We start from the raw sequence: 16,975 nt of genomic DNA on the forward strand, positions 1-16,975 counted from the left end.
CTCCTTTTGTTATCCTCGTTTTATTGGTGCACGACTTCATTGAGTCATGCTTATTATTGTCGAGGTATATAGCTTGATGTAGGGTCAGACTTTGTTGGGAGAATGTTACTTAAGTTAATAAAGGCGTGTTGGTGTGTTTTTGTGTAACAGTGGGGAAGTGTGAGGCAACAAATTCAAAATGTGTAGTTTTCTACACATCTGTCTCTGCTGGGTCTGCAATAGGGTTTGTTGTAGGATCTACAACAGGGTTTACAGAGGGGTCAGTCATAGGGTTTGGAATCGGAAATGATTCCGGTTTTGGACTCGATTGAATGGGCTCTTTAGGTCCAAGGAACTTTGGCGTTGTCCCCATAATATACAAATCTAAGAAGGCTTTGGTACGCGCAAAAACTTCACGCAAACGGATAGAGGTGCCTGAATGATGAGTAGGGCCTGAAACCGCTAAACATTGTGCATGAATATCGTAAGAATTAGCGATAAATAGTGCTCTTTCACAGTGGAATTTCTGAGTAATGATCAGGAAGTTGTCGGTGTCGAAGATCTTTTTAGCGCGAACAATCGAGTCTAAGGTTCTAAAGCCTGCGTAATCGAGGTTAATGCGTTCATCGGGTACACCTGCTTTCAGCAAGTCGCGTTTCATCGTCCACGGCTCATTGTAAGAGCGATGAGCGTTATCACCACTTAACAGAAACTGGTCGACTTTTTCACGGTCGAACAGCTCAATCGCGGCTTCGATTCGGTGCTTATAATAGTCGTTGAGTGTTCGACCCAAATATTTGCTCGTGCCAAGCACAACGGCGACCTCAAGCTCGGGCACTTCATCTATATCGTAGATGATGCGATCTTCCGCTTGCCATGAAACCCAATAATCGATCGCAATAACCGCAGCGCTGCCTACTAAGAACACGAGGAAAGCGCCAAACAGAAAACCTTGCAGTTTTTTGTAAGCTTTTTTTATGTAGCTACGGATAATGTGAGAATCAAATTTCACTCTCGGTATGGTCCTTTCACTGAGCATTAATTTTTGAGTGCTCGATAATACCAAATAAAAATGAGAAAAATCAGTTAAAAAGACAAGACAGTTTAAAGAAAAAAGCCCCTGCAATTGCAGAGGCTCATATAAGAGTCGTTAACGCTCTTTATTCCAAGCGCAGTACGCTTTATTAGAATGCCGTGCGCTTGTAGCGACGGTAAACCGGTTGCCAGAAATGTTGGTCAATTGCTTGTTGAAGAGCTTCATCTGTGATCTCTAACGCAACACCTTGTTCAATGGCTTTCTTACCAACGGCAAGAGCAATCTTCTTAGATACGGTGTGAATCTCTTCCAATGGTGGAAGTAACGCACCTGAACCATTGATGGCAAGTGGAGAACACGTAGCAAGTGCACGGCTTGATTCCATTAGCATTTCGTCAGTGATGCGTGAAGCATTCACAGCCAATACACCAAGGCCAATACCTGGGAAGATGTAGCTGTTGTTACACTGAGCGATTGGGTAAGTTGTGCCGTTGTGAACGACTGGCTCAAATGGGCTACCTGTCGCAACAAGTGCTTGGCCATCAGTCCAACGAATAATGTCGTTTGGAGTTGCTTCAACACGGCTTGTTGGGTTCGACAGTGGGAACACGATAGGGCGTTCACTGTGTAGGTTCATCTCTTTGATGACTTCTTTGCTGAATAGACCTGGAGCACCAGACACACCAACCAATACGGTTGGTTTCGCGTGGCGAACTACGTCTAGTAGAGAGAAACCAGTGCCATCGCTTTCCCAGTCTTTGGTGTTTTCGTTGGTTTGAACCAGACGCTGTTGGAAATCAAGCAGGTTTTGCATGCCTTCTTGTAGCAGACCCCAACGGTCAACCATGTAAACTTGAGAGCGAGCTTGTGCATCGCTGATACCTTCAGACACCATTTGGGCAATGATAGCTTCAGCAATACCACAACCTGCAGAACCCGCACCTAAGAAGGTGATGCGTTGATCTGAAAGTTTGCTGTTTGCTGCTTTACATGCTGCAAGTAGAGAACCAACCGTTACGGCTGCTGTGCCTTGGATATCATCGTTGAAACAACAGATGCGATCTTTGTAGCGCTCAAGCAGTGGCATTGCGTTCTTTTGTGCGAAATCTTCGAACTGAACTAATGCATCAGGCCAACGGCGTTGAACCGCTTGGATGAACTCTTCAACGAATGCATCGTAGTCAGCACCCGTAATACGAGGATGACGCCAGCCCATGTACATTGGGTCAGCAAGACGTTGAGGGTTGTTAGTACCCACATCGAGCACGATTGGTAGCATGTAAGCTGGGCTGATACCGCCACAAGCTGTATAAAGTGCTAGCTTACCAATTGGAATACCCATACCACCGATGCCTTGGTCTCCCAAACCAAGAATACGCTCACCATCCGTAACCACGATAACTTTAACGTTGTGGTTTGTCGCATTATTCAGTAGGTCATCGATACGATCGCGGTTCGGGTATGAGATAAACAGACCACGGCCACGACGGTAAATATTTGAGAAGTTCTCACATGCTGCGCCAACTGTTGGCGTATAAATGATAGGCATCATTTCAGAGATGTGGTTTTGAACTAAACGATAAAAAAGCGTTTCATTAGTGTCTTGGATGTTACGAAGGTAGATATGCTTATCCATATCACTTTCGAAGTTACAATATTGTTTGTATGCACGTCCTACTTGCTCTTGGATTGTTTCGGTTGTTTCCGGTAACAAACCTTCAAGGTTGAAAGAACTGCGCTCTTCAGCAGAGAATGCGCTGCCTTTGTTTAGAAGAGGTGTACTTAGTAGAGCAGGACCAGCATAAGGGATATATAGAGGGCGTTTATCGTTGTTCATTGGATGCCTAATATGGGAGAAAGGGTAACTAAAAAATGATAACGGTTTAGTTATTCAATTGTAAATAGTTTCTCCGCGATCTGAGCAAACAAAATGATATTCTTACCTCTGTCCCACACTTATCGAATTTCAACACGATAATTCGTTATACTTTGCTCACACTTTTTCGCTACTCGCCATTTTATGTCATTACTTCCCATCGATGCTTATCAAAACGTATTCCACGAACAAATCGCTAATTCTCACCTTGTCGTAGAGGCGGAAACCGGATCAGGTAAATCAACGCGCCTGCCACTTTGGGCTTCTCAGCATGGACGAGTGCTGGTGGTGGAACCAAGACGTATCGCGTGTACGTCATTGGCTAAATACCTCGCACAGCAATCGGGTGAGAAGCTTGGTAGCAAGGTTGGCTATGCGATTAAGCTTGAGTCAGAGTATAACGAGCAAACTAACGTTGTTTTTGTGACGCCCGGTATCGCGCTGCGTCGGTTATCAGAAGACGGATTAGCCAGTTTTGATGTGATTGTGGTGGATGAGTTTCACGAGAGGCGCTGGGACATTGATCTGCTGGTGGCGATTCTGAAACAAAAAGAGAGCCATCGCTTGGTGATCACTTCAGCAACCATTGAAGGGGAGCGTCTTGCTGATTACTTGGATGCGAATCGAATTAGCTGCGAGGGGCGAACTTATCAAGTTGAGATTGAACACAGAGCGAATGAATCCAGAACACTGCCTGATAGTCGACATCTAGGGCAGCGCATCGTGGAAGAAGTTAATCATCAGTTGATCGCTTCTTCTGGCGATATGTTGGTTTTTCTACCGGGTAAAAAAGAGATCGTGCAATGCGAACAAGCCTTAGCGAAAAATCCAGATATCCAAGTTGTTAAATTGCATGCGTCGGTCAGTGATAAAGAGCGAGATTCAGCGTTATCGGGTCGGAATATCCATACTGAAGGTAATGGTTTGAGAAAGGTCATCCTTGCGACCAACGTTGCAGAAACCTCATTAACCATTCCTGACATTGGCGTGGTGATAGATTCAGGATTAGAGAGACGCACCGTTCAGCGTAATGGCAGAGCCACACTGATGCTTAAATCCATATCACGAGCGAGTGCCAAACAGCGAGCTGGCCGCGCGGGTAGGGTAATGGATGGCGTTTGCGTGCGTCTATATGGTGAACATGCGGCGTTAGAGTTAGTCACACCGCCTGAATTGCAGCGTGAAGAGCTGACTGAACCTATGTTGGCCGCAGCATGTTGTGGATCTCCGCTTGAGAGCTTGTCCTTCCTTGACCCTATTCCAGAGAAATCACTCAACAGTGCAACTCAAACCTTGCTGACGATGGAAGCGATTAACGCCGACCATCAAGTTACCGAGCATGGTAAAAAGCTGTATCCGTTGCCGATTGATGCTTTGTATGCCGATATCGTTACTCGAATCAAAACCAAAGCATTAAAAGAGGCGATGGTTGATCTCACTGCGGCGCTGTCCGTTCCTGCTCGCTTGTATCAGTTACCAAACAATGCAGAACATCTTGAAGCGCTCGCGCAACAAGAGAAGGAAGGGTGTGATTTAAGCCTGTTGATTCAGATTGTGCGCGGTCGAGAAGATCCGCATTTAGACATCGACCAACAGGCTCTGAATGAAGCTCAAGGATTGGCGAAGCAAATGCGGGAGGTATTTGAACTTCCTCAGCTAGAAGTCGCGTCACGTTTCCAACGCATTGAATTGCTCAAGACCATTGTGAATCTGCATCCTGAACTGGTGTTTGTGCGCCGACTGAAAAGGAAAGAAGCCTTTGCCAATGGTGTTTTAGAAGTGGTGCTCGGTCGTCAGAACCGTTTCCCTGATAATGCACAAGCGATGTTGGTGTTGGATACTCACAGCTTGCCGGGAAGAGGCGTTAAGCAAACACTGACCTTAGCGACGGTCACGACACCCATTCCTCTTGAGCTTCTCATTGATGCTGAACTAGGAGAGTGGGAGCAAGGCGAAACCGTTGTGAATGATGATGGTGTTTTTACCGAGATGGCATTGGTGTACGCAGGCCGCACGATTACAACCAAACTCGTCGCCGCTGAAGGGCAACTATCGTTAAAACCTATCGTCGACCTTGTGTTAAATGGAGAGCAGCTTCCCGGTTTTGCAAAGGCTCGCACTCAAGAAATCAAACACTGGCAGTTGTATGTGAAACTTGGTCTCGATGAACAAACTAAATACACACCAGAAATTGAGAACATTAACTTTGAGCTATGGTTTATAGAGCAGCTTGAAGTACTAGGTGTTACTGATGTCAGCGAATTGGAAATGTTCGATCATGCAGACATACCGTTCGATGGCATTCCAACTTGGCTCTACTCAGAATTTTCGGAAAAATACCCGTTTGCATTGAGCCTTGCCGACTTGCAACTCGATGTTGAATACTTGCCCGCAAGAAAGCTGATTTACGTCCATTATCAGTCGGGTAGCCGAAAGTTATCGCCAAAACGTTGGGAGCTACCGACATGGTCTGGTTGGCGTATTCAGTTCAAAAAAGCGAGTCGAATAATTGATATCAAATAGATGGATAAGTTTTATCTCTAAAATATTAATCAAATAGATGCATATATGATTTTTCAGTGCTTATTTTGTTACAAGTTTGATTTTTATATTCCTTTTTAACCAATCAAAAGGTCATAAAAGACTATTCTTCTATATCCTATTGCTATAAAGAAAGAGTTGATAGATATTGAGTATATTGTGTTGCCAAAGTGTCGGGGGACATCATGGATAAACAGGAAGAGACGCGTGTAGAGTTCGATTACACAACATTTCTTGGCGCCTCATGCAGTAAAAAATGGACTTTTCTGGAAGCACTCACCACAATTGCGCCAGTGTTCAGTACCGTCTGGCGAGATAGCATTAAAGAGTTGGGCACCCCAGAGGATCGTTTATGGCAGATGGCATTGAAATCAATGTCGACGCGTAAAAGTGATGAGTCGAACATTGTTACCTTACTCAAGCTCGCTAAGCTGGAAGGGATCAATGAGCTCAAAGTGGTGATGCCATATTCACTTGAAGAAGAGCAGATCGAGTATATTGAATCGCGCAGTCATTTAGTGATTGCGGGTAATTCTGGAGAAGAGTTCACGATTAAGCTGTAACTTCAGCTCGCCTATAATCTCTCTCGAGGAATAGTAAAAACGTACACGTAAAAAGGGCCTCAAATATTGAGGCCCTTTTAGTATCTAAAACTTGAGTCTACGAGCTTATCAGCTTTCGAGCTTTTTATTTTGAGATTAAGCGATTAAGCAATTAGCAATTAAGCGACTAGTCGATTAGACCATAGTCAGCGCGCAGTACATCGATGATCTCTTGCTTAGGATTTTCGCTCAGTACGATCTCCGCACCTGTGATTTTCGCTGCGATATCAAGGTAAGTGCGAGACAGAGACATTAGCGAATCCAGTGGAAGTTCATTGTCACGAGCCAATGCTTCACGTTCTGGCATACGCTCTTTATTCAAAAGAATATCGGCATCAGGGAAGTAGTTAAGCAAGAACTGACGGAAGCCTTCTTTTGAATTCTCAACGATGTTGCCGTTGTTATATTCCTGAGTATCCCAAATGCGAGATGAATCTGGAGTACCGACTTCGTCCATGTAGATAAGCTTTTCTTTGCCTTGAGCATCGTTGACGTAGCCAAACTCAAATTTGGTATCAACAAAGGTTTGGTCTACTTTTGCTAGCGCTTGGCTGATTACGTTGAAGCCTTCTTTAAGAAGTTTTTCGTAATGCGCGATGTCGCTTGCTTGAGTAAAGTTGAATGCTGCGAAGTTATCTTCGATGTTGTTGCGTGTGATGTTCACATCGTCAGCTTCTGGAACGCCAGGAATACCTTTCAGAATCCCTTTTGTTGAAGGCGTGATCAGTAGCTCAGGCAACTTCTTGTCTTTCTCAAGGCCTTCAGGCATCTCGATACCACAGAATTCACGTTCGCCGTTTGCGTATGCACGCCACATTGAACCAGTGATGTATTGACGACAAATCGCTTCGATCATGACTGGGCGAGCTTTTTGTACAATCCATACGAACGGGTGAGGGATATCAAGAATATGACTGTCAGCAAGTCCGTTGTCTTTAAACAATTTGAACCAGTGGTTAGAGATAGCATTCAGAGCCGCTCCCTTACCTGGAACACCTTTAAGATTCCCTTCACCACGCCAGATACAATCAAATGCAGAGATACGGTCACTGATCACCATGATTGCTAAAGGCGCATCTGGTGCTACATCGTAGCCTTTCTCTTTAATTAGTCGTTGGCTATCTTCTTCAGTTAACCAGTAGACCGAACGAACCTTGCCACTGTGGACAGGTTTATCAGTACGGATTGGTAGGTCATCATTTACGGCAAGAACTTGATCAGCAAGGCTCATTTAGACATTCCTATCTTTTATCAAACGTCATACAGAGAAGTGCGGTGTGCACATGATTAGACGGGCATTATACCCAATCTACTATTTGCTTCCAGAGAAAAAGCAAACGTTTGCTAAATCTGTTGTTTAAATAAAAACCCCCGCCTAACAATCCGCTAAAAAATGGGCGAATTGTAGGGCAGGGGAAGGCAGTATGTTTGGACTGTGTTTTGGCGAATTGTTTCTTAAGTTAAATTAAGTTTGTTAGCTAAAAGATTAAGCTATGTTTGTGGACCATGTTTTTGAGCCAAAATGTTATTAAGCCAACATGTTATTAAGCAAGGTGGCTTAGTGAATACGCTCTGAATTTGCATCCATAAAGAAGACTTCACATTGAAAGCGTAACCCTAATGTTCTTAGGTACTGTTGGCTGAACTGATCAATCGATGCACTTGCAACAATCGCGCTCGCATTCTTAGAGCGGATTGCTTTCTCGACAGTCTCTACCTCAGTCATTTGATGAGAGGCTTTCATATGAATAACGCGGTCGCAGCAAACATTATGTTGCTTGAGCTGCTTAGCCGATGGTCTTGGTGTTTGAGCCGTAAACAGTAACCACTGATGTTGATTGGACAGCAACGCCATTCTTGCAAACAACGCTTCCTCGTTTGAATTTTTGCTTTTACGAGAAACTGATGTAAATGCGCAGTGAACTAGCGGGCTAGAGTGTTGTGCTTTAACGTGTGCTTGAATCATTTTGCTGTCCTTATATACATGCTGTATGTGTATACAGTAGTTTTAGTTGCTTATAAGATCAAGCGTTTTTTGCGGGATTATTGGACGATTTCGTCTGAGGTTATGGATGGTAAATGATTAAATCATTGAAAGTATTCGATAAATTAAATTTGAATGAATCTGCTGTTTTGTATCATAAGTTGAATAAATGTGAGCTTTATACAGGTGTATACACTGGTTTTTGCAGAAAAGTACTGTATATACCTGTATAGAAGAGAGAACAAAGAAGAAAGAAGAAAGAAGAAAGAAGATCTAAAACCACAGGCACAAAAAAAGCGCCTTAGGCGCTTTCTTATATTTCACGGTGTTGCTTATCTCAATGTCGCTTGGGAGAGTTTTGCTCTCATTTCCATTTCACCAATATTGAACTGGCGAACATCAATGGTTGCAATATCATTGCACTCGTTACATGCATGATGACACTTACCATCTAGGTAGTCGTGCTTTTTAACTAGGCTTGGCTTTTTGCACCAATCACAAACGCCTTCTATTGTGAACATATTCTCTCCTCACCTGTTTAAGTCAGGTGTATTTTCGGCGCAAATTATGACACAAGTAAGACCCATTAGTTAATAGTTTGTTACCCATTTTTGAGAGGGGGATCGATTGCAACACCAATAAAATCGATATCTTTGAGATCTAGGAAAATGAATATGTGTGTTTGTTTACGGTTTTGTAACATTTTGTAAAATGGTTTTTAGCGCATTGTTCAAACGTTTCATTTCTTCGTCACATCCGTGACCATCTGGATGGTAGATCTTTGATAGCTGTTTGTATCGGATCTTGATGCTTTTCTGGTCGGGGATTGAGCTAGGTGTGTAGCCAAATAGCGCGCAGGCCACCTGCAAATTACTCAGACCTTTGCTGTTTTTCTGCTTCTTCAATTCGTGGAACATAGTGTTCAGCTGGCGTTTTTGCTGCTTAATCGTAAGGTCCTTCGAGCTAAGCTGCGCTTCAAGTGATTGTTGTTGCTGTCGCGAATCACCCGACTTTAGAGCTTGTCTTTTTCTTGAGATAACGAGCGTCGCAATAATGCTGATGATTGAAATCAACACGGCCAACGCAGCACCAATCATATAGTCAGAGCTAGTTAGGTTAGAACTGGAGAGGTTAGAGCGTGATGCTTGGTTAGATTGAACGTGCTTAGATACCCCCTGACTGGTGTCTATTTCAGAGTCGATGCTGTCATCGAGCTGTTCTATTGAAGAGATCTGTTTTGCACGTTGCTGGTTGAATTGTGCTTCCAAAATGCGGTTGTAGCCCTCTTCTGCTTGTGGATTATCTTTTAAGGCTGCTTCATACCATAGCTGCGCTTTATCTAATGGTTGAAGGAGGTCTTGTTCTAGCGAGGATTCGTAGAGTTTTGCTACCTCGATAGGTGCGCGCTGGTTACCTTGCAACGCCGCTTTAATAAACCATTCCAAAGCAAGCTTGTTACTTTGTTCAACACCTGTACCTGCCAAGTACCATTCACCCAGTCTAAATTGCGCGTTTGGGTTGCCGTTTTCTGCTGACTGCGTGTACCAATACAATGCATCACTGGTGCTAACAGGAACGTCGACACCCGATTCATAAGCTTGAGCCAATTGGTATTGAGAAACTGGATCTTGAGGTTGTGATTCTAGTGAAAATTCATCACTGCTTGCTGCGTGCACGAAATGTGTGGTGGACAGTTGAATCGTGGAAAAGATGAGGGCTAGAAATAGTGTTCTAAGAAATGATGATGACAGAATGTTGGATAGGATCAGCAAAAGATAAGTCTCGTAAAAAAGCCCAGAATCGATATGTCAGTATGAATACGCTTTATGGTCGTTGATTATTATTATCACGTTAAATGAGTAACATAACTGATAAACAACTATATAGAGGTTAATTCAATAGATAAAGATGGACTGGGCTTTAATCGTGCTACTTAAGCGGCAAGATTTGAATTTCTACGCGACGGTTACAAGCACGACCTTGAGAGGTGTTATTGTCACATAGAGGGTAGCGCTCACCGTTACCACGAGCAATAGCACGACCTGCAGCAACGTCTTGAGAGATCAAGAGTGCACGAACAGATTCAGCTCGACGCTCAGAAAGGATTTGGTTCGTCGATTCGCTGTCAGTGTGACCTTCAATCACTAGGCTAGTGTCTGGGTATTCAACTAGGATGCGAGCAACGCCGCGAAGGGTATTGTGAATGCTTGATTCCAAAGCGTAAGAGCCAGAATCAAAACCGATGCCGTTTTCTAGGCGAAGTAGAAGTTGGTTCTCACCGACACGTTCAACTTGAACGCCTGAATTCATTAGCTCTTCACGAAGGGCAGCTTCTTGTCGGTCAAAGTAGTAACCAATACCACCACCAACAGCGGCGCCACCGGCAGCACCAATAAGTGCACGTTTACCACGGTCTTTAGAGTCACCAGTTGCAGCACCAGCGAGTGCACCAATTAGAGCGCCTTGAGTTGCAGAGTTAGCCTCAGATTCGCCAGTTGTCGCGTTTTGGCGTTGAGTTGCCTGACAACCCGTTAAAGCGATAGTAAGCGCTAGGGCTAGTGTGATTTTTTTAACGTATTTCTCCATCATGTACTTCTGTCAAACGAATGAATCCGAGTGACAAACATAGTCCTGTAAATCTTATTGATGGTTTTTATCAATACGTCGAAGCAATGTAAAGTGGCTCTATGATTTAGTTATCTTTTTAGCTGCCTGGGTACCGCCAACTGGTCGATTAACAGACAATTTACGACCTTTCTTCAAACCAACTTCATAATCGGCGGTGAGGTTTTTCATCGCTTCTCTCAGTTGCTGTTTGAACGTTTCACGGTCGATATTTTTGAATTCTTTATCAATGTAATTATTGATCTTGTTGTTTGATTCGTCGTCTGGGGTAATAGTTGGTAGCTTTTCAAGCGCACCTTCAACCCAGCCTGAAACAAACGAGTTCACGCGGCGTGTCACTTCTAAGGACCCTGTGCCAGAGCCAGCAAAGCTATTTCTGAATTGGCCGGTGTGTTCATTCAGTTCACGATAAATGATATCGAAAGCGAACGCTGCGAAGATCGCGCGGTCGGCTTCACCAATGAATTCAACACGCTTGAGGCCTTTATGATTCAGCAATACGGCTTCTACGCCAAATTTGGTGTTGATACCGCGAATAACACGCAGCAGTGTAGAACTGATATTTGCAGGTAACAGGTGACTGGACTGAGTTTTCCCCATCTTGATAAATTCAATATCGTCTTTTTCGAGACCATATTTCAGCATCAAGTTATGCGCCATTTTTATCGCATTGGCAGCTTCATTGACGTTCGCAGAATTTCCAAGCTCAAGACACTTGGCAATTTTCTTTAGGGCTTTTTTCTTATCCATCGACAATTTAATCAGTACCGCAAATTTTTAAAAGTCCAACATTTTACATGTTTTCGCGGGTAACAGAAAGGCAAAACTGGTTTGATGAACAAGGAAGGCGGTGAACATTGAACTGCATGAGCCCAGTTGGCGTTAAAAACAAAAACGCCATCAAGCGTATTGATGGCGTTAGTGACACGTTTTTTCAATATGTCTAGAGCATTCGTAAACTAGATACCCAGTTCATCGAGTAGATCTGCCGCAGAATCATTGCCAGAGCTTTGAGCTGGCTTGTTCGCTTCTTGCATTTTTTTCTGAGTCGCCTCAAGAATGCTATCTGGACATTCGTCTTCTGCGATTTCAAATTCTTCTAATTGAATGAACTCAGTCTTATCCATCGCAAGCTCAAGGTAGAAGATGTTGTTATTAGCGGTAGAGAAGGTCACACGACGAGCTTGTGGACGGTCGAGATTGGTATCAACAGAAAGGTTAACTTGCTTGTTCAGAGCCAGCATTTTCGGTTGGTTTTGTGTGATGTTGGTTTGCAGCTCTTTGCGGATTTTATTGGTGAAATCGCCAACTAATTGGTTCATCAACTCACCCAATACATCACCCACTTCGTCTGAAGTATGAAGCACAGCAAGCTCGTTTTCAGGCATGCCCATATTGCGCATGTAATTGGTGTAGATCTCTAGCGCTGCTTTGGACGTAAAATTAATAACAACGAGACCAGAAAAGCCGCCGTCAAACAGAACGAAGCAACCAAAATCTGGCTTTAGGCTTGTCTTGTTGATCTTTTGAACCATGGCTGAATAGGACACCTGAGAAGCCGTCGCTGAAGTCAGTACGCTTGAGACTGATTGGCATAGTTTAAGAAGGATATCTTCAGTTGTGACTGTTTTGTTTTTTTTCATTGTGATGTGCTCGTGGAGATGTCTTAAACAAAATGTTATTCAGTATATTGTTACTGAATTAAGACGAAAGTGACTATTTCTCCATTCTTGCACTGAGATTCTGATTTGATCACCTTTTTATATGATCTTAATAGTAGTAAAGTGACGAAATTCAAAGAAAATTATTATAAATCTCAGATAACCCAATGCTGATAGGATCAGCGAAGTAGGGGCAGGAAGCAAATGTTACCAAGACTTCAACTCAATGCTGATGTCGATCCAGTTGTCGTACGCTTTTTAGATGAACTAAAAACAGCGGGCTTTACTGGCGACATTGAATCTCAATATTCTAGCCGTTTGGCTGTGGCGACTGATAATAGTGTCTATCAGCAATTGCCGCAGGCGGTCATCCTTCCTAAAACAACGCAAGACGTTGTGCTTATCGGTAAAGTGGTTTCTAAATCCGCTTACGAACGCGTGACTTTTTCCCCTCGTGGCGGCGGTACCGGAACCAACGGACAATCTTTAACAAAAGGTGTCGTGGTTGACCTGTCGCGATACATGAATAAGGTTCTTGAGATTAACGAGAAAGAGGCCTGGGTAAGAGTTCAGTCTGGTGTCGTTAAAGATCAATTGAACGACGCTGTTCGCCCTTATGGTTACTTTTTCTCTCCAGACCTTTCTACCAGTAACCGAGCAACCTTGGGTGGCATGATCAATACCGATGCTTCGGGCCAAGGGTCATTGAAGTACGGCAAAACGTCTGACCATGTATTGTCGCTGCAAGCGGTGTTCGCAGATGGTTCATGTCTAGAATCTGATTTATCACACGGCTTACCTGTAGAGGGTGAATTCGCTCACCATGCACTTACGGTGACAGAGGCGGTTTGTCGAGACAAACGCGCTCAAATCTTAGATAAATTCCCTCCGCTGAATCGCTTCTTAACAGGCTATGACCTAAAGAATGCAATCAACGAACAAGATGACAGCTTTGACCTAACTCGCGTTCTATGTGGCGCTGAAGGTTCTTTAGCATTCATCACGGAAGCAAAGTTAAACCTAACCAAGATTCCAAAAGCGCGCACACTGGTTAACGTGAAATACAACACGTTTGATTCTGCGCTGCGTAATGCGCCGTTCATGGTGGAAGCGAAAGCACTGTCTGTTGAAACGGTAGATTCAAGAGTATTGAACCTAGCGAAGCAAGACATCGTTTGGCACACCGTGAGCGATTTGCTGACTGATGTTCCGAACAAAGAGATGCTTGGCATCAACATGGTTGAGTTTGCAGGCCAAGATGAAGCGGAAGTTGAACAGCAAGTTCAAGCGCTGACTGCACGCCTTGAAACCATGGTTGAAAGCGAAGAAGCCGGCGTGATTGGTTTTCAAGTTTGTAGCGATTTGGCGAGCATTGGCCGAATCTACAACATGCGTAAGAAAGCAGTGGGTCTGTTAGGTGCGGCGAAAGGCCGAGCTAAGCCAGTCGCTTTTGCTGAAGATACTTGTGTACCACCAGAAAACCTCGCGGATTTCATCTCTGAATTTAGAGTGTTACTCGATTCAAAAGAGTTGAATTACGGCATGTTTGGTCACGTTGACGCGGGCGTATTACACGTTCGTCCAGCATTGGATCTGTGTGACCCGATGCAAGAAGCATTGATGCATGAAGTCTCTGATGAAGTGGTTAAGCTGGTGGCGAAATACGGCGGTTTAATGTGGGGCGAGCACGGTAAAGGTTTCCGTTCTGAGTATGGCCCAGACTTCTTTGGTGAAGAGCTGTTTACCGAATTAAGACGTATTAAAGCAGCATTCGACCCGCACAACAAGATGAACCCAGGCAAGATCTGTACGCCTTTAGAAAGTGACGCTGAATTGGTGAAAGTCACCGATACCAAGCGTGGTTTCTACGACCGTCAGATCGACGTACAAGTTCGTGACAGCTTCAAGCAAGCAATGGAATGTAACGGTAACGGCTTGTGTTTCAACTACGATACTAGCTCGCCAATGTGTCCTTCAATGAAAGTTACGGCTGACCGACGTCACTCACCCAAAGGCCGCGCAGGCTTGGTAAGAGAGTGGTTGCGTCAACTGACTGAACAAGGCGTTGATATTCTCGACCTTGAGCAAGAAGCGTTGAAAGACAACACACCCGTTAAGACTATGATTGAGCGTGTTCGCAATACGATGAACAAACGCCATGAGTACGATTTCTCGCATGAAGTTCATGAGGCGATGAACGGTTGTTTGGCGTGTAAAGCGTGTGCGAGTCAATGTCCGATCAAAGTCGATGTACCAAGTTTCCGTTCTCGATTCTTGAACATCTACTACTCGCGTTACCAGCGCCCTGCAAAAGATTATCTAGTTGCCAACATTGAAACCATGCTGCCGCTGATGGCGAAAGCGCCAAAAGTAGTCAACGCTGCATTGGGTCAAAAGTGGATCCAAACGGCAACAGCTAAAACGGTCGGTTATGTTGATGCACCATTGATGTCGGTGCCTACGCTCAAAAATCGTCTAGCGAGTAAAGAGCTGCAACTCTTCGATTTACAGTATTTAGAAGGCTTGTCTTCTGAACAGAAGAAACAGCATGTGCTGATCGTTCAAGACCCGTTTACCAGCTTCTATGATGCCGAGGTGATTGAAGACTTTGTCACTCTGGCTCAAAAACTTGGCAAAACTCCGGTACTGCTGCCGTTCAAACCGAATGGTAAAGCGTTGCACATCAAGGGCTTCTTAAATCGTTTTGCACGTGAGGCGAAATCGACTTCGGATTTCTTGTCGATGGTGGCGGATATCGGAATTCCTTTGGTCGGTGTTGATCCTGCTCTTGTGCTTTGTTACCGCGATGAATACGTCGAGATCTTAGGTGACAAGCGCGGCGACTTTGATGTACTTACTGTGCATGAATGGTTAATGCCATCGCTAGGTGAGTTCGAAGCACGCTCAGCAAGTGAAGATATGTGGTACTTGTTTGCTCACTGTACTGAGAAAACCAAAATGCCGAACGCTGAAAAAGAGTGGGGTACTATCTTCAAACACTTTGGGGCGGCGTTAACCAGCGTTCCTGTCGGCTGTTGTGGTATGGCGGGAACTTTCGGCCACGAAGTCGATAAGCTACAAATGTCGAAAGACATATATGGTTTAAGCTGGAAGCCTCAAATGCAGGACTTACCAAAAGATCGTTGCTTGGTGACGGGCTATTCTTGCCGCAGCCAAGTGAAGCGTTTTGAAGGTGAGAAGCTTGCTCACCCATTACAGGCGCTAGCAAAAATTCTCTAATACATTTAGCCCAGCAATTGCTGGGCTTTTTTCTAAACTAACAAAGGAATGTTAATAAGGAAAAGTATGAAATTTCTAGAATTAAAAGTACCACCAGTTGCACTGTTCATTATTGTATTCGTAGCATCATACTTCTGCGCTCAACAGTTGAGCCAAGGGACACTGGCATTGCCTTATGGAATGATTGTGTTAGGAATCGGAGTCACATTGAGTGGTGTGATCGGAATATCCGGTATATTGGAATTTCGAAAACAGAAAACCACCGTTAACCCGATCAAAGTAGAAACCGCTTCAGCCGTCGTGGACAGTGGAATTTTTGGCTACACGCGAAACCCAATGTACTTAGGGTTGTTCATCCTGCTATTTTGCTTTGGCTACTTCTTCCAGAATATCTTCAGTGTACTACTTAGCTTTGGCTTCGTAATCTACATGAATTACTTCCAAATCAAACCCGAAGAGCGAGCACTAGAACAATTATTCGGCGCAGAATATGTTGATTACAAACAAAAGGTTAGACGCTGGATTTAGTGATGATTTGAGTGCTGGCTTAGTAATCGAAATAAAAAAGCCCAGCTTGAGATTATCAAGCTGGGCTTTATTGATCTTGTTCTAGAGCTGATTAAGCAGCGGCTGTGAACTGAGCTAGAAACATCTCTTTGCGCTCGTTGAAGCGGTTTACTAGGTCGTCTACAGAAGCTTGGTCGTATGGCTTAAGGCCACTTGCTACCATACGCTTCACGCCTTTACCTACTACTTCGCCGTCTTCTTTGAAATCGAAGTTCAGGGTCACGATGCCACGTTTGCCTTCAACATCAAAAGTCGCGCCAGAGAATTCAACTTCTGGGTGAGACAGGTCTAGGCGAGTAAATTCAACTTCCATGCTCTCGTAAATCACTAGAGGACGTTGGCAGTTGATCATCATTTGTTGTTCTTCCATAAGAGGAACCATGATGTGTGGGAAGTTCATGCCAGAGAACTTAACGTAGTTTGTTACCACGTGCTCGATGAATGCTTGGTCGTGGCTCTTTTCACCTTCACAAGACATGTGTAGGTACTCTTTGCCTTTCTCGTCAACCAGTGAGCTTTCTTTCTCACATTTGTTGTCAACGCTAAGCGCAATACCGTTACCCACCATACCTGAAAAATCAAAACGCATTTTTTGGCTGATGCCTTCTTTCTGCAGAAGAACTGCAAACAAAAGATCGCCAGGCACGCAGAAGCGCTTGTTGTCTTCATCGTGAATTGGGTTGAAGTCAGCAGCTACTTTTTTAGCAAAGTGGCTAGCTTGTTCACGAGTGAATTGAAATTGATTGTCTTCAGTAGAAAAGTAAGGTGTCAGAAACATAGTATCGCTATTAGTCATCAAATCTGGGGTGGATTATAGCTAACTAACTTCGATCTAATGGTCTATCCAGTTAACTTTGCTTATAT

At 44.1% G+C, this 16,975-nt stretch carries 13 protein-coding genes and 2 pseudogenes; 4 read left to right on the forward strand and 11 right to left on the reverse strand.

Annotated features, from left to right (window positions below; all coding sequences use genetic code 11):
• Nucleotides 1-190 precede the first annotated feature (190 nt).
• Nucleotides 191-991 (reverse strand): vancomycin high temperature exclusion protein, encoded by an 801-nt coding sequence (locus AB4486_RS03550; RefSeq protein ID WP_017063589.1) that lies wholly within the window; start codon nucleotides 989-991, stop codon nucleotides 191-193.
• A 172-nt stretch (nucleotides 992-1,163) separates the two neighbouring features.
• Nucleotides 1,164-2,852, reverse strand: coding sequence for an NAD-dependent malic enzyme (locus tag AB4486_RS03555; protein ID WP_372058024.1), 1,689 nt, complete (start codon nucleotides 2,850-2,852; stop codon nucleotides 1,164-1,166).
• A 183-nt stretch (nucleotides 2,853-3,035) separates the two neighbouring features.
• Here AB4486_RS03555 and AB4486_RS03560 point away from each other — a divergent pair, with 183 nt between their 5' ends.
• Both AB4486_RS03560 and AB4486_RS03565 read left to right on the forward strand, forming a co-directional pair.
• Complete coding sequence (locus AB4486_RS03560; RefSeq protein ID WP_372116495.1) at nucleotides 3,036-5,414, forward strand: helicase-related protein; 2,379 nt, start codon at nucleotides 3,036-3,038, stop codon at nucleotides 5,412-5,414.
• A gap of 203 nt (nucleotides 5,415-5,617) precedes the next feature.
• On the forward strand, nucleotides 5,618-5,995 hold the full coding sequence (locus tag AB4486_RS03565) for a hypothetical protein (RefSeq protein WP_017059766.1): 378 nt from the start codon (nucleotides 5,618-5,620) through the stop codon (nucleotides 5,993-5,995).
• A gap of 166 nt (nucleotides 5,996-6,161) precedes the next feature.
• Here AB4486_RS03565 and AB4486_RS03570 read toward each other — a convergent pair whose 3' ends face one another.
• The 8 genes and pseudogenes from AB4486_RS03570 to AB4486_RS03605 all read right to left on the reverse strand — a co-directional run bounded on the left by AB4486_RS03570 (nucleotide 6,162) and on the right by AB4486_RS03605 (nucleotide 12,286).
• Complete coding sequence (locus tag AB4486_RS03570; RefSeq protein WP_017055177.1) at nucleotides 6,162-7,265, reverse strand: phosphoribosylaminoimidazolesuccinocarboxamide synthase; 1,104 nt, start codon at nucleotides 7,263-7,265, stop codon at nucleotides 6,162-6,164.
• 327 nt (nucleotides 7,266-7,592) lie between these two features.
• The gene (locus AB4486_RS03575; RefSeq protein ID WP_017055178.1) at nucleotides 7,593-8,000 is read right to left on the reverse strand and encodes a SulA-like leucine-rich domain-containing protein; all 408 of its coding nucleotides are present in this window, start codon (nucleotides 7,998-8,000) and stop codon (nucleotides 7,593-7,595) included.
• A gap of 350 nt (nucleotides 8,001-8,350) precedes the next feature.
• Nucleotides 8,351-8,539: a hypothetical protein gene (locus AB4486_RS03580; protein WP_017059767.1), complete on the reverse strand. Its 189-nt coding sequence runs from the start codon at nucleotides 8,537-8,539 to the stop codon at nucleotides 8,351-8,353.
• Nucleotides 8,540-8,704: 165 nt separating this feature from the next.
• Nucleotides 8,705-9,142: pseudogene (locus AB4486_RS03585) on the reverse strand (hypothetical protein); the annotation flags it as partial.
• A gap of 80 nt (nucleotides 9,143-9,222) precedes the next feature.
• Nucleotides 9,223-9,790 (reverse strand): annotated as a pseudogene (locus AB4486_RS03590) (tetratricopeptide repeat protein); the annotation flags it as partial.
• Between the two features lie 157 nt (nucleotides 9,791-9,947).
• Nucleotides 9,948-10,604 (reverse strand): OmpA family protein, encoded by a 657-nt coding sequence (locus AB4486_RS03595; protein WP_372116521.1) that lies wholly within the window; start codon nucleotides 10,602-10,604, stop codon nucleotides 9,948-9,950.
• A gap of 99 nt (nucleotides 10,605-10,703) precedes the next feature.
• A complete protein-coding gene (locus AB4486_RS03600; RefSeq protein ID WP_017059769.1) occupies nucleotides 10,704-11,393 on the reverse strand; it encodes a DUF2786 domain-containing protein in 690 nt (229 codons plus the stop codon).
• A gap of 209 nt (nucleotides 11,394-11,602) precedes the next feature.
• On the reverse strand, nucleotides 11,603-12,286 hold the full coding sequence (locus tag AB4486_RS03605) for a DUF3334 family protein (RefSeq protein WP_017059770.1): 684 nt from the start codon (nucleotides 12,284-12,286) through the stop codon (nucleotides 11,603-11,605).
• A 222-nt stretch (nucleotides 12,287-12,508) separates the two neighbouring features.
• On the opposite strand from AB4486_RS03605, the gene AB4486_RS03610 reads away from it, so the two are divergent.
• Nucleotides 12,509-15,544, forward strand: a complete 3,036-nt coding sequence (locus tag AB4486_RS03610; protein WP_372116497.1) for an FAD-binding and (Fe-S)-binding domain-containing protein — start codon at nucleotides 12,509-12,511, stop codon at nucleotides 15,542-15,544.
• A 66-nt stretch (nucleotides 15,545-15,610) separates the two neighbouring features.
• Nucleotides 15,611-16,072 (forward strand): isoprenylcysteine carboxylmethyltransferase family protein, encoded by a 462-nt coding sequence (locus tag AB4486_RS03615; RefSeq protein WP_017066183.1) that lies wholly within the window; start codon nucleotides 15,611-15,613, stop codon nucleotides 16,070-16,072.
• Nucleotides 16,073-16,163: 91 nt separating this feature from the next.
• On the opposite strand, the gene AB4486_RS03620 is transcribed toward AB4486_RS03615, so the two are convergent.
• Nucleotides 16,164-16,889, reverse strand: a complete 726-nt coding sequence (locus AB4486_RS03620) for a DUF3581 domain-containing protein (protein WP_016792117.1) — start codon at nucleotides 16,887-16,889, stop codon at nucleotides 16,164-16,166.
• Between the last annotated feature and the right edge of the window lie 86 nt (nucleotides 16,890-16,975).

It is taken from the genome of Vibrio sp. 10N.222.55.C6 (genome assembly GCF_041473395.1).
Taxonomy (GTDB): domain Bacteria; phylum Pseudomonadota; class Gammaproteobacteria; order Enterobacterales; family Vibrionaceae; genus Vibrio; species Vibrio crassostreae_C.